This is a genomic window from Microbacterium sp. MYb66 (genome assembly GCF_002979435.1).
Taxonomy (GTDB): Bacteria; Actinomycetota; Actinomycetes; order Actinomycetales; family Microbacteriaceae; genus Microbacterium.
The window spans coordinates 51,677-74,022 of the sequence record NZ_PCOV01000012.1 but is presented as its reverse complement, the minus strand read 5'-3'; the positions used below and the strand labels follow the sequence as shown (position 1 = coordinate 74,022).

At 68.5% G+C, this 22,346-nt stretch carries 19 protein-coding genes; 3 read left to right on the top strand and 16 right to left on the bottom strand.

Annotation, left to right across the window (positions count from 1 at the left end; genetic code table 11):
- The 3 genes from CQ045_RS17430 to CQ045_RS17420 all read right to left on the bottom strand — a co-directional run bounded on the left by CQ045_RS17430 (position 1) and on the right by CQ045_RS17420 (position 1,886).
- Positions 1–384 (bottom strand): hypothetical protein, encoded by a 384-nt coding sequence (locus tag CQ045_RS17430; protein WP_105726050.1) that lies wholly within the window; start codon positions 382–384, stop codon positions 1–3.
- Between the two features lie 287 nt (positions 385–671).
- Positions 672–1,043 (bottom strand): DUF2255 family protein, encoded by a 372-nt coding sequence (locus tag CQ045_RS17425; protein WP_258131144.1) that lies wholly within the window; start codon positions 1,041–1,043, stop codon positions 672–674.
- Positions 1,044–1,301: 258 nt separating this feature from the next.
- Complete coding sequence (locus tag CQ045_RS17420) at positions 1,302–1,886, bottom strand: NADPH-dependent FMN reductase (protein ID WP_105726083.1); 585 nt, start codon at positions 1,884–1,886, stop codon at positions 1,302–1,304.
- 164 nt (positions 1,887–2,050) lie between these two features.
- On the opposite strand from CQ045_RS17420, the gene helR reads away from it, so the two are divergent.
- Together helR and CQ045_RS18910 are read left to right on the top strand one after the other, a co-directional pair.
- Positions 2,051–4,183: an RNA polymerase recycling motor ATPase HelR gene (helR, locus tag CQ045_RS17415; protein WP_105726046.1), complete on the top strand. Its 2,133-nt coding sequence runs from the start codon at positions 2,051–2,053 to the stop codon at positions 4,181–4,183.
- 61 nt (positions 4,184–4,244) lie between these two features.
- Positions 4,245–4,412: a hypothetical protein gene (locus tag CQ045_RS18910; RefSeq protein WP_181156630.1), complete on the top strand. Its 168-nt coding sequence runs from the start codon at positions 4,245–4,247 to the stop codon at positions 4,410–4,412.
- Between the two features lie 90 nt (positions 4,413–4,502).
- Here CQ045_RS18910 and CQ045_RS17410 read toward each other — a convergent pair whose 3' ends face one another.
- Positions 4,503–5,171 carry a FadR/GntR family transcriptional regulator gene (locus CQ045_RS17410; protein ID WP_105726044.1) on the bottom strand — a complete coding sequence of 223 codons (669 nt, stop codon included), beginning with the start codon at positions 5,169–5,171 and terminating at the stop codon, positions 4,503–4,505.
- A 265-nt stretch (positions 5,172–5,436) separates the two neighbouring features.
- Here CQ045_RS17410 and CQ045_RS17405 point away from each other — a divergent pair, with 265 nt between their 5' ends.
- Entirely contained in the window at positions 5,437–7,170 is a 1,734-nt protein-coding gene (locus CQ045_RS17405) for a 2-isopropylmalate synthase (RefSeq protein ID WP_374955034.1), read from the top strand.
- Between the two features lie 53 nt (positions 7,171–7,223).
- Here the strand turns inward: CQ045_RS17405 and CQ045_RS17400 are convergent, their stop codons facing one another.
- The 12 genes from CQ045_RS17400 to CQ045_RS17345 all read right to left on the bottom strand — a co-directional run bounded on the left by CQ045_RS17400 (position 7,224) and on the right by CQ045_RS17345 (position 22,297).
- Positions 7,224–7,886 carry an SGNH/GDSL hydrolase family protein gene (locus tag CQ045_RS17400; protein ID WP_105726040.1) on the bottom strand — a complete coding sequence of 221 codons (663 nt, stop codon included), beginning with the start codon at positions 7,884–7,886 and terminating at the stop codon, positions 7,224–7,226.
- A gap of 13 nt (positions 7,887–7,899) precedes the next feature.
- Positions 7,900–8,892, bottom strand: coding sequence for a carbohydrate ABC transporter permease (locus CQ045_RS17395; protein ID WP_258131143.1), 993 nt, complete (start codon positions 8,890–8,892; stop codon positions 7,900–7,902).
- Positions 8,892–9,815, bottom strand: a complete 924-nt coding sequence (locus CQ045_RS17390) for a carbohydrate ABC transporter permease (protein ID WP_105726038.1) — start codon at positions 9,813–9,815, stop codon at positions 8,892–8,894. Before CQ045_RS17390 ends, CQ045_RS17395 begins: the two co-directional genes overlap by 1 nt.
- A 78-nt stretch (positions 9,816–9,893) precedes the next feature.
- Positions 9,894–11,285 (bottom strand): ABC transporter substrate-binding protein, encoded by a 1,392-nt coding sequence (locus tag CQ045_RS17385; protein ID WP_105726036.1) that lies wholly within the window; start codon positions 11,283–11,285, stop codon positions 9,894–9,896.
- A gap of 56 nt (positions 11,286–11,341) precedes the next feature.
- Positions 11,342–12,637, bottom strand: coding sequence for a polysaccharide pyruvyl transferase family protein (locus tag CQ045_RS17380; protein ID WP_105726034.1), 1,296 nt, complete (start codon positions 12,635–12,637; stop codon positions 11,342–11,344).
- Complete coding sequence (locus CQ045_RS17375) at positions 12,634–14,670, bottom strand: hypothetical protein (RefSeq protein ID WP_105726032.1); 2,037 nt, start codon at positions 14,668–14,670, stop codon at positions 12,634–12,636. The genes CQ045_RS17380 and CQ045_RS17375 overlap by 4 nt, the downstream gene beginning before the upstream one ends.
- A gap of 72 nt (positions 14,671–14,742) precedes the next feature.
- Positions 14,743–15,774, bottom strand: coding sequence for a LacI family DNA-binding transcriptional regulator (locus CQ045_RS17370; RefSeq protein WP_105726030.1), 1,032 nt, complete (start codon positions 15,772–15,774; stop codon positions 14,743–14,745).
- 33 nt (positions 15,775–15,807) lie between these two features.
- Complete coding sequence (locus CQ045_RS17365; RefSeq protein ID WP_105726079.1) at positions 15,808–16,905, bottom strand: ATP-binding protein; 1,098 nt, start codon at positions 16,903–16,905, stop codon at positions 15,808–15,810.
- 91 nt (positions 16,906–16,996) lie between these two features.
- Entirely contained in the window at positions 16,997–17,383 is a 387-nt protein-coding gene (locus CQ045_RS17360) for a hypothetical protein (protein WP_105726028.1), read from the bottom strand.
- A gap of 175 nt (positions 17,384–17,558) precedes the next feature.
- Positions 17,559–18,311 carry a pentapeptide repeat-containing protein gene (locus CQ045_RS17355; RefSeq protein WP_105726026.1) on the bottom strand — a complete coding sequence of 251 codons (753 nt, stop codon included), beginning with the start codon at positions 18,309–18,311 and terminating at the stop codon, positions 17,559–17,561.
- A 150-nt stretch (positions 18,312–18,461) separates the two neighbouring features.
- The gene (locus CQ045_RS17350; RefSeq protein ID WP_146115270.1) at positions 18,462–20,783 is read right to left on the bottom strand and encodes a discoidin domain-containing protein; all 2,322 of its coding nucleotides are present in this window, start codon (positions 20,781–20,783) and stop codon (positions 18,462–18,464) included.
- Positions 20,784–20,788: 5 nt separating this feature from the next.
- Positions 20,789–22,297 (bottom strand): glycosyl hydrolase family 28-related protein, encoded by a 1,509-nt coding sequence (locus CQ045_RS17345; protein ID WP_105726022.1) that lies wholly within the window; start codon positions 22,295–22,297, stop codon positions 20,789–20,791.
- Positions 22,298–22,346 lie beyond the last annotated feature (49 nt).

The following is a 22,346-nucleotide window of genomic DNA, read 5'->3' as shown; positions in this document are numbered from 1 at the left end:
TCACCAGAAGCGCTCGGAGTCCTCCGCCGGAGGGCGGTCAGCCCCTCCCCATCGGTCGGCTTCGGCTTTCGCTGCATCGGCAGCGGCGTCAGCGCCGCGCAGGGCGATCTTGGCACCGGTCGCCCCCGGACCGATGGGGTCGACCAGCAGCGCGGTGCGGGCCGCGGGTCCGCCGATCGTCACCGTGCACTCCAGCACCCGGCCGATCCACCGCGCGACGTCGCCGCTCGGTTCCTCCGGGCGACGGTAGCGGACGCCCGTGTCGAGGTCGACGAGAGCGAGGACCACCGGTTCCGCGGTGAACGGATCGACCTGCTCGGTCACCTCGACACGGTGGCCGTGAGCGATGGCGACCTGAGCGGTGAGTACGAGCAATCTGTCCATGGGTCCACCCTAGGGAACGCCGTCAGGATGACAACAGGGGGTGCCGTCCGATAACATTCGGAGATTTCTTTGTCCCCCAAATGGCGGACAAGCCGATTAAGCGATACTCTGCTCACGTAGCGGGGGCTACAGGTTGAGTTCTGGGGAATCAACCGAGAGCGCAGCGAGATCTTCGCCGCCTCCCCAACCGTCCGGGAAGGACGGTGAGCCCTCTCGAGGACGCCGTCTGGGGCGGGTCGCTCGGGAGGGCATACCTCCCGCCGGGTCTCGCGACCGAAGCGGGTCTCTCAGTCCAGCGGGATGACTTCGAGCGTGTTCGACCGCACGGGCTCCTGCCCCATCTCCGGGGCGTAGGGGCTCGGTGTGTACTTGGCGAGATACTCGGCATCGATCGCGGAGTTCGTCGCGTCGTCCGTCACCCGCTCGAAGCGCACGTCCTTCGTGACGCCGCCCGCCGAGACGCGCCCGCGCAGACTGGCGAGGGCGGGTGCGTACCACTTGCCCTGCAGTCCCGTGTACGAGCGCACGAACAGGCGGCCGTCCACCGCGACCGCCCAGATGCCCACGGTCTTCGGCGTCGTCCCGTCCTCCAACTGGGCGGAGAGATCGAACATCTCCGGCTCGGAGATGCGGGCGAGCTCCTCGGTGTTCCACGTCATCATCTGCTCCTCTGGGTGTCGCTGCGCGAATCGCCGGACAGGCATGGGTGCTGTCCCGGTCGAACGCCTCCGAGGGCGTCAACCCCGAGCACACCGACGAGTATTCCCTCTGACCTCGGGCGGCATGACGACGCTCAGAGGGGAACGGCGTGGGTCGGCGGAAGTCGGAGAGCGCGGGACGGATCCGCATCGGCTTCTCCGGGTGGAGGCACGCCCGCTGGTGCGGCACCCTGGCGAGGTCCGCCGTCTTCCGAGCGGCTAGCCCTGATCCCCGACGTGCCCCGGCGCGGTGAGCGAGAGGACGCGTTCCACGAACGCCGCGTATTCGTGCATGTAGTGCCGCAGGAACTCCTCGGTTCCGGCGTCCTTCACCTCGCCGTCCGCACCGAAGACCTCGGGTGTGAAGGTGATGTACGCCTCGGGGGCGTTCAACTGCGGAGCGTTGAGGAAACTCAGCACGCTGCGCATGGACGACTGCATGACGGCAGTGCCGATCGCCCCGGTGGACGCGCCGATGATGCCGGTGGGCTTGCGGGCGAACGAGTTGTGACCCCAGGGCCGGGATCCCCAGTCGATCGCGTTCTTCAACGCCCCGGGGATGGACCGGTTGTACTCGGGCGAGACGAGGAGCAGCCCCTCCGCGTGTTCCACCGCGCGTTTGAACTCGGTCACAGCGGCGACGGGATCGAGCTCGTCGTCGCGGTTGTAGAGCGGGAGGTCGCGGATCGGGATCTCGACGAGCTCCAGACTGGGCGGCGCCACCCTCACGAGGGCTTTCGCGAGCACGCGGTTGATCGAGTCCTTCGCGAGACTTCCGATGAGATAGCCGATGCGATGCGTCATGGTCTGCTCCGCAGAGAGCTCGGCCACCCGACTGGTTTCAGCGTGTTCCCCGCGTCCTTCCATTTCCAGGATATCGCCGAGGTGGGGGCTTGCCGCAAGACCCCACCCCTGGGGCAGAATCGACCCTCGCTCGCGTGATATGCGCTCGAGCGAGAAGGAGAGCCATGCCCCTCGACCCCTTCCACCTCCCTGAGAATCTGCGCGCGAAAGCCACGCCCGCGCTCCTCGACTCCGATCGCGCGCACCTGCGAAGGATCGCGGACACGTTGGAGGCGCAGCGCACCGAGGCGACCTTCCGCCTGACCGAAGTGCGCCGGCAGTCCGCCGACTTCGGCGCCGGTGCCGTCGACCGTGACCTCGAGATCCGCCGCCTCACCGGCCGGCTCCGCATCCTGGAGCGATTCGGCATCGACATCTGCCTCGGCAGGATGACACCGGAGCACGGCGACCCGGTGTACATCGGCCGGATCGGGCTGGCCGCTGCCGACGGTGCGCGGCTGCTCATCGACTGGCGGGCGCCGGCCGCCGAGCCGTACTTCGCCGCGACCATGGAGAGCCCCCGCGGTATCGTCTCGCGACGACGCTACCGCTGGAGCGACGGCCGCATCAGCGACTACTGGGACGAGGCTCTCACGAATGCCGGCTTCGACGGTGCCGCGTCGCTCGACGATCAGTCCGCGTTCATCGCCAGCCTCGGGACCCATCGCACCCCGAGGATGCGCGACGTGCTCGCGACGATCCAGGCCGATCAGGACGCGATCATCCGCCGGCCTTCGACCGGAGCGCTCGTCGTGGACGGCGGCCCGGGGACGGGCAAGACGGTCGTCGCACTGCATCGCGCCGCGCACCTGCTGTATGCGGAGCCGCGGCTCACCCAGGGCGCCGGAGGCATGCTGCTGGTCGGCCCTCACGCCCACTATCTCCGTTACGTGGAGGACGTGCTGCCCAGCCTCGGCGAGGACACGGTGCGTCTGTGCACCCTGCGCGATCTCGTCCCCGAGGGCGTCGCCGCCGGCGAGGAGACTGATCCCCGCGTCGCGTCGCTGAAAGAGTCACTGGACCCCGGAGCCGTGCTCGACGCCGCTGCCCGCGCGTGCGAACGACCGCCGCAGCACGCGATGCGCCTCGAATCGCCGTGGGCCGATCTCTGGATGAGCAGCGCGGAATGGGCGGAACTGTTCGCCGGTGCCGACCCGGCGGCACCCCACAACGAGGCGCGTGACGAGATCTGGGAGGAGATCCTGGAGCTCCTGGCGGACCAGGTGGTAGATGAGGAGGTGCCGCCGCACGTCGTCCGACGCTGGCTTCGTCAGGAGGAGGCGCTGACCGGGACGTTCGTGCGCGCCTGGCCGTTGCTGTCGCCCGCATCCGTCGTCGCACGGCTGTGGACATCCCCCGATTTCCTGCTCCGGTGCGCACCGGAGCTGGCACCCGGCGATGTCGCCCTCCTCCAGCGAGAGGAGGCCCGGGCCTGGACGATCGCCGACGTCCCGTTCCTGGACGCCGCGCGTCGGCGCTTCGGCGATCCCGAGGCTGTGCGCGAGGAGCATCGCCGGCAGGCCGTGATCGCCTCGGCGCAGGAGCAGATGGCACATGTGGTCGACCATCTGATCGAGGACGATGACAGCGAGATGAAGGTGATGTCGATCCTCCGCGGGCAGGATGCCCGGAATGTCCTGATCGGAGTCGACGCCCCGCCGCCGCCCACCCCGGACGAGCTGGCAGGGCCGTTCGGCCACATCGTCGTCGACGAAGCGCAGGAGCTCACGGACGCGGAGTGGCGGATGCTCATCGCACGGTGCCCCTCGCGGAGCTTCACGATCGTCGGCGACCGCGCACAGGCTCGGCACGGCTTCACCGAGAGCTGGGAGGCGAGGCTGGACCGCATCGGTCTCCACGACGTGCGCGTCTCCCACCTCGGGGTGAACTACCGAACCCCCGCGGAGGTGATGGCGGTGGCCGCGCCCGCCGTGCTCGCGGCGATCCCGGACGCGAACGTGCCCACCTCCGTGCGCGAGAGCGGGGTCCCGGTGCGTTTCGGTGCCGCCGGATCACTGGCTGCCGTGACGGCGAACTGGCTCGACACGCATCCGGAGGGCATCGCGTGCGTGATCGGGAAACCGGATCTCCCATCGACGGCACGCGTGCGGTCTCTGACCCCCGAGGGGGCGAAGGGCCTCGAGTTCGACCTGGTGGTGCTGCTGCACCCCGAGCAGTTCGGCGAAGACGTCACGGGCGCCGTGGATCGCTATGTGGCGATGACCAGGGCGACGCGGGAGCTCGTGGTCCTCGGGTGAGTCCGTGGACGGTTCGGTCCTCGCACTTCTCCTCCGCCGAGGACCGTCTTACCCTGTACGGATGGAGATCCGCAACGAGACTCCGCCGCACTGCCCCGAGGATGACGTGGTCATGCTCGCGGTCGCGGGCGGATGGCAGTGCCCGGAGTGCGGGCACCTGCGGCAGGCGCAGGACGTCGAGGAGCGATGGATGCTCGAGGGCGGCGACCCGCTCGGCCCGAACCACTGAGCTCTCAGGCGCGAGCCTCGTCGCGAACCTCGCGCAGGCGCACGACCTCCCCGTCCGAGAGCGGGGCACCCGAGACCTGACGGACCTCGATCACGCGAGACCTTCCCGCAGGGTGAGCAGATGGGCGCGGCTGCGATCGGCGGCGGCGCGCTCATCCCGGTCGGCGATCGCGCCGGCGAGTTCGGCATGAGCGTCGTGGTCGGCGTCGCCACCGAACTCCCGTCGGATGCGGAGCATCTCGATCATGGCTTCACGCAGGCGCGGGGTGAAGCTGTCGAAAAGGTCGAGAAGGACCGGGTTGTGCGCGGCGGCGACGATCGCCCGATGGAAGACGGTGTCGGCGTCGACGTGGCTCTCGATGTCGGAACGATGCTCGGCTCGTTCGGAGAGCGCGCGGCGGATCGCGCGGAGATCGGCGGGAGTACGCCGTGCTGCGGCGAGCGCGGCAGCTTCCGTCTCGATCGCGACGCGTGCCTCGATCACCGCGACGACCCCGGCCCGCCGCAGCACGGCGTCCCAGTCCTCGGGGGCGTCGAGCGCGGTGACGAACACGCCCGCACCCTGCCGAGAGGCCAGCACCCCGCGTCCGGCGAGCTGGCGGATCGCCTCGCGGATCGTCGAGCGCCCGACACCGAGCTGCGGCGCCAGGGTGGTCTCGCCGGGGAGCTTCTCGCCGAGTCCCCACTCCCCTGATCTGATCCGGTCGAGCAGCAGCTCCGCCGCCTGATCAGCCAGGGGTTCCCGCTTCACCTGCGCCATCGGTCCCGCCCCTGTTCTCGTCTACTTGTCTGAGGAGTCGTGCTACAGTCTAGCCGTGTTCTCGATCGAACTCCTTCTTCTTCGCCGCCACGGCGGGGCATAGCCGGACCGGCTCCCCGTCGTGGAGTCGAACCTGTGCCGGTCGCCTCGACGCGAAGAAGGAAGCAGCCCCGACATGAGCATGACATCGTTCCCCCGCATCTCCACCCCCGCCGGCATCGTCCCCGATCAGGCCCCTTCATGGAACCGCCAGCGGCATTCCCAGATGCCCTCGCACCGCTACCGCGACGTGTACTCCCGGGTCGAGGTGCCGCTGACCACCCGGGACTGGCCGACGAACCGTCTGACGTCGGCCCCGCTGTGGGTTCCGGTCGACCTCCGAGACGGCAACCAGGCGCTCGCCGAGCCGATGGACCCCGCCCGCAAGCGCCGGTTCTTCGAGCTCATGGTGGCGATGGGCTACAAGGAGATCGAGGTCGGGTACCCGTCGGCATCGCAGACCGACTACGACTTCGTGCGGCTGATCGCCGAGAGCGACATCGCCCCGGAAGACGTGACGGTCGTCGTGTTCACCCCCGCCCGGCGCGATCTGATCGAGCGCACGGTCGCGTCGATCCGGGGCATCGTCAATCCCGTCGTGATCCACATGTACACCGCGACGGCCCCGACCTGGCGCAGCATGGTGCTCGGGTACGAGCCCGCCGAGCTGAAGCAGCTCATCCTCTCCGGCGGCCGCGACGTGTGGGAACTCGCCGGGGGCATGCCGAACGTGCGGTTCGAGTTCTCCCCCGAGGTGTTCAACCTGACCGAGCCCGACTTCGTGCTCGACATCTGCGATGCGATGACCGAGCTGTGGCAGGCCACCCCCGAGCGTCCGGTGATCCTCAACCTGCCCGCCACGGTCGAGGTGGCCACGCCGAACGTGTACGCCGATCAGATCGAGTACATGCACAGGAACCTCTCTCGCCGCGATTCCGTGATCCTCTCCGTGCATCCGCATAACGACCGCGGCACCGGGATCGCCTGCGCCGAACTCGCCGTGCTCGCCGGCGCCCAGCGCGTCGAGGGCTGCATCTTCGGGAACGGCGAGCGCACCGGGAACGTCGACATCGCGACGCTCGCACTGAATCTGCACGCGCAGGGCGTCGACCCGATGATCGACTTCTCCGACATCGACGAGATCCGCCGCACGGTCGAGTACTGCAATCGGATCGAGGTGCATTCGCGCCACCCCTACGTCGGAGACCTGGTGCACACCGCCTTCAGCGGCACGCACCAGGATGCGATCAAGAAGGGTTTCGCCGAACACCGCACCCGTGCGGTTGCGGAGGGACGACCGGAGGGCGAGATCGCGTGGCGGGTCCCCTATCTGCCGATCGATCCCGCCGACATCGGGCGGGACTACGACGCGGTGATCCGGGTGAACTCGCAGTCGGGCAAGGGCGGCATCGCCTATCTGCTGGAGACCGAATACGGCGTCGAGCTGCCCCGCCGCCTGCAGATCGACTTCGCGCGCCACGTGCAGCAGCACACCGACACGACCGGCGCGGAGGTCACGGCAGCCGAGCTGTGGGCGGTCTTCGACCGGGTGTACCTCGGCTCCCCCTCCGATGCCGCCACCACCACCGCCATCACCCTCGTCGGGTACGACACCGCTGAAACCGGAATCGCCGAGACCGATACGGGATCGCACACCCGCATCACGCTGCGGGTCGACGGAGAGGAGCACACCAGTGCCCACACCACCGGCGGACCACTGGAGGCCCTCACGGCCGCGCTCGACGCACACGGCGTCGGCATCGATGTCGTGAGCCTGCACCAGACCAGCATCGGCTCGGGGAACACCAGCGACGCGCTGACCCTGCTCGAGCACCGGACCGCTGACGGCGGCGCCTGGTCGGCAGGCCGGGGAAGATCCGTCCTCACCGCGAGCCTCTCCGCCGTGATCGCCGCCGCGAACAGCGTCGATTCCGCGGTGCGTCCGGAGGCCGTGCGCTGAGGTCGGGTGCTGGCCCGGTCCACGAAGATCCCGCGGGCGAGCGGGGGCATGCTTCAGCTGCGGCGCCCCCGCTCACGCTCCCCGCTCGTGGGCTTCGCGTCGAAGACCTCCAGCCACAGCCGCGAGATCAGCCGGTGCCCGAAACCCGACGGGTGGACACCGTCCGGGGCGACGATCACGCCGCCGCGCTCGGCGACCGCCGCCGTCACGTGGTCCTGGAGGGGAAGGAAGTCGGCCCCGTACCGCTCCGCGAGCATGCGCACCACCGGACGCTTCCGGTCGAGGTCCGCACGCGCGAACTCCGAGCCGCCCTTCCAGTTCCCCGCCCAGGGCGCGTCCTCCACGAAGAACGGCTCGATCACGATGATCCGCCCGATGCCCGCGGCACGCGCGCGCGCCAGGATGTCGTCGAGGTCGCACTCGAAGTCGGCCACAGACGTCGTCGTCCCCTGGAAGAACGTGCAGAGGGTGTCGTTGACGCCGATGTACACCGTGAGCACATCGGGACGAAGGTCCAGCACATCGGCCTGCCAGCGCTCCCGCAGGTGCGCCACCCGATTGCCCGCGATCCCGCGGTTGACGATCTCCACGTCGGCACCGCGGGCGGTGAACTCCTCGAAGAGCAGATCGACGTATCCGTGCCCGCGACCGCGCAGGTCGCCCGTGCGTTCGGCATCCGTGATGCTGTCTCCGATGAAGACGATCCGTGCGCTCATCCCGTGCCCCTCCCTAGCCCTTGACCGCGCCGGCGGTACCGGCGCCCTCGAGGAACTGCTTCTGGAACAGGAGGAACAGGCTGATCGGGATGATGATCGCCAGGAACAGCGCGGACATCTGGATGTTCAGCGGGATGCTGTCGGCCACCTTCGGCAGCGCCACCGAGATCGGCTGCTTGTCGACGCTGGGCAGCACGAGCAGCGGCCACAGGTAGTCCTTCCACGCGGAGATGATCGTGAGCAGTGCGACCACGCCGAGGATCGGCCGCGACAACGGCAGCACGATCGAGAAGAAGACCCGCACGGGCCCCGCGCCGTCGATGCGCGCCGCCTCGTACAGGTCCGGCGGGATCTGATCGAAGAAGCGCTTGACGATGAGCACGAGGAACGCGCTCGCCGCGTTGGGAAGCCAGACCGCCCAGTAGGTGTCGAGCAGCCGCCATCCGGTACCGGGCATCTCGATCACCGTGAGGTACAGCGGCACCAGCGAGACGATGTTCGGGATGAACAGGGTCGCCAGCACCGCACCGGACAGCAGCGGACCCCACTTGGGCCGCAGCACGCTCAGGACGTACCCGCCGGTCGTGCAGGTGAGGAGTGTGGCCACGCACGAACCGAGCACGACCCACGCCGTGTTGAGCAGATAGTCGCCGATGCGCACCTCGTTCCAGGCGCGCACGAAGTTCTCGACCTGGAACTCGCCGTTCACGAGCATCGCGAACGGATCGACCAGAATCTCCTGGCTGCTCGACACCGATGCCTTGAACAGCCACAGGAGTGGCCCGAGCGCGACCACGAGGAGCCCGATGAGGATGAGCGCCTGCCAGAGTCCGAGCCAGATGCGGACGCTGGGGCGCTTGCGATCCATGTCCGAGATCGCACCGCGCTCGTAGGCATGGGGTTCGCGACGACGCCGCGGTCTCGCCGGCTGCACGAGCGCCGCGGTGTTCGTCGTCTCCGCGCCCGGCACCTCTGCCATCGGCGGCGTCTCGGTGTGTCTGAGCATTAGTTGAGCCTCCTCGTCGCGGCGAAGTACCCGGCGGAGAGCAGCCCGAGGAAGGCGGCCAGCAGCACCGACAGCGCCGTGGCGGCACCGAAGTCCCCGTCGAGGAAGGCGTAGTTGTAGATCATGAGCAGCAGCGTGGTCGATGCGTTGTTCGGCCCGCCGCCGGTGAAGATGAACGGCTCGGTGAACACCTGCATGGTGTTGATGATCTGCAGGATGAGCATGATCAGGAGCACGCCGCGGATCTGCGGGATCGTGATGTGCCAGGTGCGGCGGACGATCCCGGCGCCGTCGAGCTCCGCGGCCTCGTAGAGCTCACGCTGCACCGCTGTCAACGCGGCGAGGTAGATGATGACGGTGCTGCCGGAGTAGGCCCAGGTCGATTCGAGCACGATCGCCGGCATCACCATGTCGGCGGAGTTCAGCCAGGCGAACGGACCGGCTCCGATCCAGCCGAGCACGGTGTTGAAGAGTCCGGTCGGCTCGGGACTGTAGAAGAACTTCCACAGCAGCACGGACACGACCGGAGGCACGATCACCGGCAGGTAGGCCAGGACGCTGTACAGGCGCCGCGTGCCGCGGAGCTCGGCCATGAACGTCGCCAGGAGGAGGGGGACGGGGAACCCGAAGATCAGCGCGAGGAACGCGTAGTACAACGTGTTCACCAGCGCCTTGGGCAGGAGCGGGTCGGTGAGCACGTACTCGAAGTTGCTCCAGCCGACGAACTCGGGATCGTCGACGAGGTTCGTGTTCTGCACCGACATGACGATGCCGTCGACGATCGGACCCCAGGAGAAGTAGCCGAAGATGAAAAGCAGAGGGAGCGCGAAGGCGATCTTCGTCAATCCCCCGCCGGTCACCCAGGACCGGAATGACCGGCGCCGCGGGGTCGCGATCGAGGTGGTCGAGGCGACGGCTGTCATCCGTGCCTCCCTTCTGTGCGAGTGGATGAGTTCATGGGCGGAGCACCGGGGCCGGCCGCGTGAGCCGGCCCCGCTGCGTCATCGACTCAGGAGCCGATTGACGGCGCTCTCGGCCTCGGTGAGCACCTCGCCGACGTCGCTGCCCTGTTCGGTGAGCACCTTCTGGAGCACCACATCGAGCTCGGCGTAGATCTCCTGCGCCTTCACGGCGGGCTCGGGCAGCAGGCTCTGCTTCTCGAACGCCGCGGTGTAGGTGCCGAAGTTGTCGAGCGGCACGTTGACGTACGGCTGGATCCACTCGAAGTACTGGTCGTACGCTTCCTGACTGATCGCCGGTCGCTCAGGGACCGTCACCGCCTGAGCGGATGCCGCGGCCGACTCGGCCTGGGCTACGGCGAGCTTCTCGTCGGTGAACTTCTTCAGGTGGAAGTAGTCGATCCACTTCACCGCGGCCACCCGCTCCTCCGGCGTCGACCCGGGGCTGACGACCTGGATCGTGCCGCCGGTGAGCGACGCGGGCTCGGCGTCGGCGCCGACCGGCATCGGCGCCATGCCGAAGTTCTCCGCCGGCATCTGGTTGCGGATCACGGCGGGGCGGTAGAGCCCGGAGAAGCCGATGAACATACCGACCTTGCCCGCTGAGAAATCCTGCACGAGCGCCCCGGCGTTGTAGAGGAAGTTGCTCCCCATCGAGCCGTCGTCCCACCGCATCTTCTGCAGCAGCTCCAGGTACTCGGTCGCCGGGTCGTCGTTGAAGGTCGCCTCGGTGCCCTTCGCGTCTTCGACGGTGCCGCCGTAGCTGTAGATCCCGGCGGCGAGCATCCATCCCCCCTGGTTCTCGGTGGTCATCGTCGCGAATCCGGCGGCTCCGGTCGTCTCGGTGATCTGCTTCGCCGCTTCGCGCAGTTCGTCCCAGGTCTGCGGCGGAGCGTCGGGGTCGAGACCGGCCTGCACGAAGAGGTCGCGGTTGTAGACGAGGCCCAGCGCCTGCGCCGAGGTCGGCACCGCGTAGATCCCGCCCTCGTCATCGGAGACGAGATCGAGCAGGTCGGGATTGAGCTGATCGCCGAGGCCCGCCAGCTCGATGGCCTGTCCGAGTTCGGCGACCTGTCCGCGGCCGGCGAGCGCGTTCGCTTCCGTGAACGCGACACTGAGGACTGTCGGGAGGCTGTCCGCCGCGAGCTGGGCCTGGAATGTCTGCGGATTCCACGTGTCTTCGACCGCCTCGACGGTGATGTTCGGATTCTCGGACATGAACGCGTCGACCTGGCTCTCGAAGAAGGCGCGCTTCTCCGCTTCGCTCGTCGGGGGCAGGTCGCCGACCGTGATCGTGACGTCGGCCTCGAGGTCGGGGGTGGGTTCGGCGCCGCCGGGGCCTCCGGTGGCCGCTCCACTGCAGCCGGTGATGCCGATGCTCAGCGTGAGCACGGCGGCGAGTGGGGCGAGCGAGCGCTTCGATGCGGTTCGCATGGCTGTCTCCTTGTGTGTCGGTTGTCGTTGTGTCGTTCGTGCGTGGGTGAGGCGGATCAGTCGGGGGCGTCGGCGTTCTCGGGGGAAGCACCGACGAGGGCAGCGGGCCTTTCGGCGCAGGAGACGACCTGTTCGACCATGGCACGCAGACGCTGGTGCGCCCGTTCCCTCGTGGCCGCCGTCTTCGCCCTGGCATCCGCAGGATCGTCCAGGATCCTGCGCAGCGCGGTCAGCACCGGCAGCGGCCCTCCGGAGATCTCCACGGGTCCGCCCGATGCGCCCACGTCGTCGTACATACGCCCCTTCACCGTATCCGTCGGCTGGCGGACGTACACGGCCGGCGTGCCCTGGCTGATCGCCATGAGCGGCGAGTGGCACTCGATGCTCACGACCGCCTCGGCGTCGCGGTACACGGTCAGGGCCTCGGGTGCGGACCAGTAGCGGCCGAGCACGCGCACGTGCGGGCGCACATCGGCGGGAAGCGCATCGCCGAAATGCTCTTCGGCGAGGCCGACCGCATATGCCATCTCCGGCACCACGAGCACCTGGTGTCCGGTGCGGCGGACGTAGTCGACGATGGTCGCGGCGAGCACACCGAGGTCATGCTCGACCCAGAGACCGTTGTATGCCGTGCGGCGGATATCTTGGACAGTCGGGCGCTCACCTCGCATCTGGAAGTACGGGGTCCACCGCACCCGTGGCACGACGCAGAGGTACTCGCCGTCTCGGAGACCGTGTGCGCGCTTGATCCCGGCGGCGGCCTCCTCGTCGATCACGTCGAAGGCGAACGTGGCATCCGGGCCGAACTCGACGACCGGGCAGCGCAGATCGAGGGTGCGCAGGAACAGCTCGGTGATCGAGTCGCGGCAGTAGACGAACGCCGCGCCGTCGAGCACCTCGAGATCCTGCTCGTCGAGCACTCCTCTGCCGAGCGACCGCACCATCGACTCCAACTCGTCGAGGGTTCCCGTGAACACGGGGTTCAGCGGATCGAGCGAGACGCCGAAGAAACCGTAGGGCTTGCCCGTCGTCCGGGCCCAGGTGCTCATGTCTTCGGCCCTGACGAGGCTCGGGGCGGAGCCGTGCACGAGCACGTCGGCCGCGGCGATCGCCGCGTCGAGCTCCGCCGTCGTGGCAGTGCCGTCGGGAAGCAGCTCGCCCTCGGCGATCTCGACCTCCGGGAATGCCCGGGCGAACATGGCCCGCTCTCGGTCGTCGAGGTGGATGGGCCAGAGGATCAGGCGGGCATCCGGTGCATGTCGGAGGAGCGCCCGGAGCGCTCCCGGTGAATGAGCGACATCGCCGATGTTGACGGTCTGCCAGGAGGAGCGGAGGAGGATCGTGGGACTCATACGAGGACGTGCACCTTATAGGAGAGGGCGGATGCCGCGACGGACATGTCGAGGTTCGTGATACGACGCTGCTCGGCGCCGCTGAAGAGCACCACCGTCGTGGGCGTGAGCGTGACGTCGATCGCGACGTCGCCGACGGTCGTGAGCTCGAACGTGCCGCCGGCGCGTCGGATGCGGACCCCGCGAGCGGTCGCCTGCGCCGCGCCGTCGACCGGCACCTCGGTGTCGCCGACGAGAAGGCTCACCTCGTCGCCGGCCGCGATCACGAGCGGCACGCGCTCGACGAAGGAGGGGTCCTGCGGGGTGCTCACGGACACCTGGACGTCGGTCGGACCGCACTGGAACGTCTTCACCACCCGACCGCTCGCGCCGGTGTAGGCGTAGGAGAAGGGGTTCGTGTCGTGGTAGCCGCCGCTGCTCTGGAGGATCGTCGCCTTGGCGTCCATGACGCCTCCCGGGACGATGGTCGCCCAGGCGCTGTCCGTGGCCATCTGCGTGGCGATGAACGCGCCGGTCTCGGCGCGGTAGAAGAACGAGGGACCTCGTCGGATGCGGGTCGAACGTGCGGTGCCGTGGTGCGATCCGAAGTAGTACCCCGCACGCTTCACGAACACGTAGTGGGTGTTGTACTTCGCGTCGGAGCGCGCCTCGACGAATGATCCCGTGCCCATGTACGGGAACTCGGCGATGGCCGCCTCGCGCTCGACGAGCGTGGGGAACACCGGCTCCACGTCGGTGAGCCGGAGGTTCTGCGGCGCGGTCCCCGCCGCGGTGAGCTTCGTGACCGGCACCGTGCCCGCAGCCCAGGCCGCCTGCAGCGCGGCCGCATGCTCGGCGTTCCAGTTGAGCGCGCGGACGACGTGCGACTCCTTGAAGATGTTGAGGTGGTCGGGGTAGTTGCTTCCGTCGGTGGTGCGCAGCGCGGCGAGGGAACGCAGCGACTGCCGCGTCGAGATGCCGTTCACCGTCCAGCCGGCGCCGTCGGGCTCCCAGAGGAAGTTGTAGCGGCACCAGTCGAGGTGGGTGAGCGCCATCTGCCGGTACCGGTCATCGGCGGTGCGCTCGAAAGCGATGGCGAGGTCCCGCAGCGAGGTGTACAGGGAGTAGTGGGCGTCGAAGGCCCCGTCCTCGTACAGGTAGCCGGTTCCCGGGCTCTGGCAGTTCGCGACGAGGAAGTCGAGGCGCTCCTGATACGCGGTCTCGATGTGGGCGGGCATGAGGTGCTTGTACGACGCGATCCCGGTCATGGACCCGATGATCTGATTGCTGAATCGCATGCCGACGTCCCAGACGTCCGCGACGGACGGGTCCAGCATGTACTCGGCGCCGCGCTGGAGCGAGGCGAGCACCTCGGCGCGCACCGCGGCATCCCAGCCGACGCCCTCCATCATCACGGCTGCCTCGCCCAGGTAGACGAGCGCGAAGCCGGTGGCCGCCCGGTTCTTGTCGGTCCAGCTGTCCGAGGGCCACCACCCCTCGGCGCCCTGGATCTTCAGGTAGTAGCGCATCGCCGCATAGACGTGATCGCGGAGCACCGGGTCGAGGTAGTAAGGGTTCCATGCCGCGTCGTAGGTGTAGAACCAGGCGAGGGTGTACACCGACTCCTGGTTGCGCGCGTCCCACGGCTCGGGCGGATAGACCTGGTAGCCGCGGTGGAACCATCCGAGGGTCTCGGAGTCGGTGTCCTCCATGTTGTTCGCGATGTCGGCGAGCGACACGAGGTACTGCACGATGCCCTGCTCGTGCGTGGTGAAGAGCGAGCGGTCGAGCGTGGAGAGGTCGAACGGCACCATGTCGGGGATCGGAAGGGTGAGGTCGTCCCCGATACCGGCCATCGCTGCGGCGGCCGCTCGCGAGGGTCGACCCGAGGTCGAGAGGACGAGTCCGGCGAGCCCGGCTGCGCTGATCCGCAGCAGCGTGCGACGGCTCAGCGGGATGCGTGTCGGGTCGACGGCGTTGTCGTTGGCGTGCACGGATTCTCCTTCGATCGTGTCGCGCGGCATCAGCGGAACAGTGATGATGTCACGTTGCATCAACCTAGCCGGACGGGTGAAGGAACGCAAGCTCCGGAGTCGCTGAGACCTCCGACGGGGCTCGGGCGAGCGTCAGCTGCTGCCGCGGCGGATGAGTTCGGGGGCCGGCGAGGTGATGACTTCGGAGGCCATCTCCTCCCCCTCGATCGCGCGCGCGACCATCGTCACGCCCCGATGCCCGAGCTCGTACATCGGGATCCGGACAGCGGTGATGGGCGGGTTCATGTCCTCGAGCACGTCGATGTCGTGGATCGCCACGACCGCCAGATCCTCCGGGACCCGCAGACCCGCCGCGATCGCCCCGCCGACCACGCCCAGCGAGGTGGTCGCGTTGTTCACCACGAACGCCGTCGGACGGTCCCGGACTCCGCGCAGACGGGCGACGGCCTCATGACCGGCGCGCGCCGTGTAGTCGGACTCGATGACATCCTCGGGTCGCGGCTCGATCCCCGCGGCCTGCAGTGCGAGCTGATACCCCTCGAGCCGGCGACGGCCGGCATGCCGGAACCCTTCCCGTGGGCGGAAGCTCTGGTGTGCGTCGAACCAGCCGCCGAGGAAGCCGATGCGTGTATGCCCGAGGTCGAGAAGGTGCTCGGTGGCGACGCGTCCTGCGGCGACGTCGTCGATGGCCAACCACGGCTGGTCGGCCTCCGGCACCTCGTCGAGCACCAGGATCGGCGCTTCCCGTTTGAAGACCGAGCGCACGCCCTCCGAGTCCACGTCCGAGCTGGGTCGGAGGATGGTGCCGTCGACCTGGCCTTGCCCGAGGATCCGCTCCAGCGCGCGGGATCCGTCGACGAGACGCATCGCCTCGGCGAGCATGACCGCGTAGCCGTTCTCCTCCGCGGCATCGTGGATGCCGTCGAGCATCGGCGCGAACACCGGATTGCTCAATTTCGGCGCCACGACGGCGAGGACACCGGTCCGGGAGGTGCGGAGAGCGCGGGCGGCGAGGTTCGCCGTGTAGCCCATCTCCTCGACCGCCTGGAGGATCCTGGCCCTGGTCGCCTCGCTCATCCGAACGTGCCGGCTGCCGTTCAGAACCGCCGAGACGACGGACGGAGAGACACCGACGGCGGCGGCGATCGACTTAACAGTGGCCATCGGGCAGATGTTACCGGTTCCGGTCGACGCGGATCACGTCCGCGTTTCGGCGCGCAGCGGAACCTTCACGTCACCGCCGGCTTCCTCGGTGATCCGATCCCCCATCTGCACGAACGTCGGCGCCGAGATGAAGCCGCCGGCGAACAGGGCCTGCCCCTGCAGGAACTCCGCGGATCGCCGGATGGCCGTCTCCGACGCGAAGCCGAACACATCGGCGAGCTCGGCGAGATCGCGTGGCGCGTTGACGCGCATCAGCGCGAGGTTGTCGCACTGGGACAGGACGTTCGGGTGGATCTTCGTCGGACGCTGTGTGGAGAGCAGCAGCCAGAGCCCGAACTTGCGGCCTTCGGCGGCGATCTGCACGAGCTGTTCGGTCAGCGCGCGCTCGACGGCCGTCTCCGGATGCGGCGAGCACAGGTTGTGCGCCTCATCGATGACGATCAGCACGGGCCGACGCTCTTCGCGGCGCGCCCAGAGGTGCTCGAGCACGGCGAGCGCGGCGACCTTCGGCTCCGCACGATGCTCGAAGCCGCCCAGGTCGAGCACCGTGGCCCGAGGGCGCTCGTCGATCGCGTCCACGACGGATCCCGCACCACGAGACCACAGCTCCCACTCGAGGACCTGCAGATTCTCCATGCGGTTCGCGAGTCTGACCCGGGCGGGGTCTGCTGAGGCACGCAGATCCGGAAGCATGTCCTGGGCGTCGAAGCTCTCCGCCTCCCGCTCCACGTGGATCAGAGCGTTGTATTCCTCCGCATCGGCGATGGGATCCATCTGCAGGACCGCCGCCTTCGACGAGGGCACCAGATCGACGAAGCGCACGTGCAGCTTCTCGCCCTCTCCGGCCCCGGAGCGGAACACGCGGATGTCGGTCTCGGCGACCCTCGCGGCATCTGCATCGCTCGCGGAAGGCCGAGTCTCCCGCAAGCGGGTGTAATCGCCGTTCGGGTCCAGGATGAGCATGGGCAGCTCGGTCTCCAGGAGCAGCTGCTCCAGGATCACCCCGAGCGCGTAGGTCTTCCCGCTGCCGCTCTGACCGACCCAGAAGGTGTGCCGGTTGAAGCGTCGCGCGTCGAGCTGGACCATGTCTTCGGGTGCGCCGAGAGCGGTCCCGATCGTGAGGTTCGTCATCGTCGTGCTGTGCCTTCCGTCCGAGGTCCCGTTGCGATGATCGACATCATCCTCGCTCGCGCAGGTGGGCGCCAGAGTCGGCACCGTTGCGTCACGGGATCCCGATCACGAAACCCGGAGCCCAGGCCACGACCGCGTACGACACGAAGGGAGCGACGGCGAGCAGGAGCACCGCGGCGACGAGCAGACCCCGCGGCCGTCGGAGGAACGCGGCCAGGAGCATCGCGACCGCGTACAGGGCCACGACGATCACGGTCATCACCAGCGCGCTGCCTTCACGGTGCTCGAGGAGGCAGTTGTTCGTGGGCGGGGAGACCGCGGCGCACACGACGGGTCCGACCGGCACGGCCACGAGCCAGATGAGCGCGACCGTCCCCGCAGCCAGCACGGTGGCCATCAGCAGCAGCCCCCACGGGGCGGGCGGGCGGTGTGTCGATCGCTGCGCCGGTCGCTGCGCGGAGGATGTGGTTCCCGTCATGGCACCAGAGTACGGATGCCCGGCCGCGATCGAAATCCTGCCCCAGTGCTTCGTGGACAGGCCCGGTGGGAGTGCGCACCACCTGCCGACGCGGGCAGCCCGTCGTAGGTCACGACCTCAAGATCCGATGTCACTCTCCGATTGTCTCAGCCCACACCGCACGACTGATTCGGCGTCAGCGCGCCGGGTCCCCGGGCAGGTCGTCCGCATCCCCCGCCGCGGCGGCGATGGCGTACCGCTGGGCGTACGCCACGAGGGCGGCATCCGACTGGGCCTCCCCTTCCCACCGATCCGGCAGAAGAACACCGTCGAAGGTCGATCGCGTCAGGCGTGTGAGGCCCAGCGTGAGCGGGCTGTTCACGAAAGCGCACCGCGTGAAGCTCGTGCCGGCCGAGAAGCCCGTCCCCACGAACGTGCAGTCGACGAAGGCGGTGTCCGCGAACTCCGCGCCGCTGAGGTCGGCTCCATCGAAGACGCAGCGCTCGAATCGGGTGTTCGGCAGAGAGCGGAGCGAGCGCAGATCCGCGTCGGCGAAGTCGCATTCCGTGACCTGGGTTCCGATTGCGAGACGTCTCATCATCGCCCCCTGGAAGCTGCACCGCACGAGCCTCCGGTCGAATCGGGGCTGCCCCGAGAGCGACACGAGATCGAACAGACAGTCGGTGAGCTCGGATTCGAAGAACAGCAGACGGCCTCGCGCCAGGCGGAAGTCGACGTCGGACACCGTGACGAACCTGAACTGCAGGCCGTCTCGCCCCGCGCTCAGACCACGCAGGTCGAGTCGCCCCTCGTCCGTCCGCGACCAGTCGGTCTCGAAACGGTGCGGACCTTTCACGATGCGCGACTGCGCCTGGATCTGCTCGCGCAACGCGACCAGCCGATCTGCGGTCCACCGACGACGCAACGCGGCGGCATCTGACAGTTTCACCGGCTCATCGTATCGACCCCGCGAGACGCCCCCATCGGCTCGGGCGCGGCACCGGCCCCGTCGAGCTGGCGCGACATACGTCACCTCTTCGGCGTGGGTGGCCGCGGGTGGTCGCCAGAGCGCGTGCCGCAAGCCGGAGCGTGCCAGGCGTCACAGCTCCACGACGCTGACGGTGTCGATCGACGCTCCTTCCACCGCGGTGTCTGCGCGGAAGCCGATGTTCCCTCGTACGTGCGTGGTGTGACTCGTCACGTCGACCACAGTGCCGTTGATCCGCGTGGTGAAGGTGGAGCCGACCGCATCGATGCGAACGGTGAGATCGCCGGTCGGCACCACGCCGGGAACCGTCTTCAACAGGGTCCACGCACCGGCGATCTTGACGTGCGGACGCAGCGCCCCGTCGGCACCCAGCTGCCACATGTAGAAGTTCGCCGCATCGGTGCAGCGGAACACCAGGCCGATCCGCGCCCGATCGACCTTCAGCGATGCCTCGAACGCGTAGTCCTGCCAATCGAGGCCGCCGTTGGCATTGCGGATGTCTTCCGCTGCGGTGACCGTGAGCCTGCCGCCCGACACCGAGCAGTTCCGGGCGTTCACCCATTTCCGCAGGTCACCCGAGAAATCGTCCGAGAACAGACCCGCACCGGGCGACAGCGCGACCCGGTGGTAGACCTCGATCTCCGAGAGCTGTAGGCGGTAGTGGTTCTCCTCGATGGTGAGCGGACGCAGCTTCGTGCCGCGCACCCGCACGTAGCGCGCGGGCTGACGACCGAATCCATACTCCACGGCCGCCGTGGGCTTGGGCGCGGCGACTCTGTTCACGACACCCGTCCAGCTCGTCCCGTTCTTCGAGACCTCCACGACGAAGTCGAGGGGGAAGCCCTCGCCGGGGGTGTCCATGCGCGGCGTCAGCCGGATCGCATTCACGACGTGGACTCCGCCGAGATCGACGGACACCCATTCTTCGTGATCCGTCAGGATGCTCCCGGCGCTGGACCAGCACGTCGCCGTGTCGCCGTCGACGACCCCTGCCTTCGAGAAGCTCCACGCCTCCACGGAGGTCGAAGCGGAGACCGAGCGGCCGGCCGCCAGGTTCCAGTCCCGTGAGAATCCGGCGGGGAGCGCGAAGAGACGGGCCTCGCCGGCCTGGAAGGTCGCGGTGACGACGCCGGTGGCTGCGGTGTACCCCGCAGAGACTTCCAGTCCGGTCGTCGAGGAGACCTCGACGACCGAGGCGAGGTTCTTCTCCGTCTGGAACTGCAGCGTCTTCGATCCGGCGTCCAGAGTCCGATCCACGATCAGCACGTACCGACGGCCGCCGTCACCCACGAAATGGGACACGATCACGTTCGCCGCGGGATTCACCGGACGCCAGAAGGAGTTCCCCGGGACGGGCACCGTCCCCGTCGCCATGACGCCGGAATGGTAGACGGCCTGCGAGGTCGCCGCCGCAGTGACGGCACCCAGGTTCGTCAGCGAGCGACCGATCGCCTGCACGGGAGCGTACAGATCGGTCTTCGTGCCGTCCGGGGCGATGATGGCGTTCGTGAACGGCTCGGAGCGGTTCTCGGGCGTCGCCCAGGTGAACCAGTACAGCGCACCGAACCCGTACGCCAGGAACGCATGCGCGTTGTAGCGCATCTCGATCTCGGTGGGTCTACGCAGACCGCCCGGGATGCCGACCGACTGGAGGTAGGCGCCGGTGGGCAGGTTGTGCCGCAGTGCCGAATGCCGCACGAGCTCGACGTTCTCGAACCAGTCGCCGTGTATCCCGCCGGTCGTCGGCCAGGGGTATCGGTCGTAGGCGAGCCGTTTGACGTAAGAAGCCCCGACGGCACCGATCCATCCCTCGAGATAGTTCTCGTAGTCGGCGTTGTACACCACCATCGGGAGCAGGTTGACGAGGGGCTCGTACTGCGGAGCCTCGATCAGGAACCTTCGATAGGCGGCGGCGTACGCGCCGAACTCCGTGTGGAGCGGCTCATCCTTGACATAGAAGCCGAAGAGCGCGGGGTCGCCGCCGTACTCGCTCGCGACGGTTGCGGCGAGCGCCGGGTTCGTCTTCAGGCCGGCGCTGTTGGTGTCCGCGACCACGACCTTCATGCCTCGAGCTCCGGCCAGGGTGAGCATCTGATGGTTGTGGGCGACGGAGTTCAGATCGTTGCCGACGACGTTCTGCAGGACGGTGACGTGCGCATCGCGCAGCCAGTCGTACTGCGTGGCCGTGAGGAGAGCCGAGGGCGGAGGCCAGAACGCACCGATCTGCAGGGCGCGCGAGGCACCGGCGGGCAGCCCTGCTGCTCGCACCGCATCCGCGACAGCCGCGACTCCCCCGCTCGAAGCGGCAGATGCGGCAGAGGGGATGCCGATCGCGCCGAGGACCGCGGCGACCAGAGAACCCTGCAGCAGAGTGCGCCGGTCGACGCCCCGGGCCGGAGTGCTGTCGCCGTTGCCGCCCATGAGGCCGCTCACCCCGTTCACCAGGTCACCAGCGCCGGGGCGACGACGTTGTTCGAGCCCTGGTTCAAGGTGGGCGTCGTGTTGCTCTTGAACATGTTGGTCGCGGCGATCGCGACCCGGTTGGCGGTCGGTGCCAACCAGATCGCGGTGTCGAAGAAGGCGAGGATGTTGTTGGAGATGAGGATCGAGTCCTCCGATGCGCCTCCGGCGATGAGGATGCCGTTCTTCGCCGCCGTCGTGCTCCCCGCGTACTCGATGATGTTGTCGGCGATCATGCTGAGGTGCCCCACGCCGGACCCGCCTCCGTTGGACACGCTGACGGCGAGGAACGCGACGGATGCGCCGCCGGCGGGAAGACCGTAGATCAGGTTGCCCGTGAAGAGGATGTTCCCGTAGTTGCTCGTCGAGATCCCGCCCTTCGTGCAGTTGAAATGAGACTGCGAGACCTTGATCCACAGCGACTGGTCGGTCGGGGCCGCGTTCGCGGTGACTCCGTACGCGCAGGCCACCGCCGCGCACTTGTCCAGATGCACGCCCTCGAGGCGGCGGTCCGCCGTCCCGTCGACGAGGAATGCCGTGTTCATGAAGTACACGTTGATCTCCGAGAGGTAGATCTCGACCGGAATGGACCCGCCGGACAGGAGCACGCCGACCGTATCGGATCCTCCCCCACTGCGGCGTCCCTGGATCCGGGCTCCCCGGAACCTCAGGGCGCTCGCATCCACCAGATGGAACGCGACCTTCGGCCCCGTGGTGTCGCTGACGCCGACGACCTCGACGTTCTCGATGATCGAGGTCTGCGCGGTGGCCCCGCTGACTCGCGCGAAGCGCGCGGTGACCGCGGTGATCGTCTCCGCCGAATCGCAGAGGACGGAGAAGTCGCGCAGGACCAGGTGCCCGTTGTCCCACTCCGAGCTGACACCGAGGTCGAAGTCGAACCGACCGGATGCGGAGAGACGGAAGCGCGTCTGGACCTGGCCAGCCCCCTGGATGAAGAGCCGTCGGGAGGTCCCGACCGCGGGCACCGTCACGCTGCTCGTGATGCGGATGGTGCCTGCGGGCGCCATGAGCACGGCACCGGCGCGCACGGCGGCGTTGACCGCGCTCTGGAACGCCGTGGTGTCGTCGGCCGAGCCGTCCGCTTTGACGCCGAACCACCGTGCGCTCATGCGGTCGTCGCCGTCCGTCTGACGCCGCCACACGCCTGTCGCGGATGCCGTCGACGCGAGCCGCGTCCCGCCGTCGGCACTGCTCGCCGCCGCCGCCGCGTCCCAGATGAACACCCCCTCCCCGCCATCGCCGATCGCGGCCCTGCCGAGCACGACGACCGGTTCCATGGGAGAGGTGATCGGAAGCGCCGCGAGCGCGGCGAAGGATCCGACCGATGTCAGCGTGGTCGCCGCATGGGCTGCGGTGCCCCCCGCGCCGAGCGCGAGCGCAGAGGCCGCACCTCCCACGACGACGCCCAGTGCGGCCCGCCGAGCGATACCCGGCGACATCGCCGTCGTCCGTTCTTCGTTTCTCATTGCAACTCCTTTGTTGTGAGAGTGAGCGACTCGATCGAACCGCTCGTCG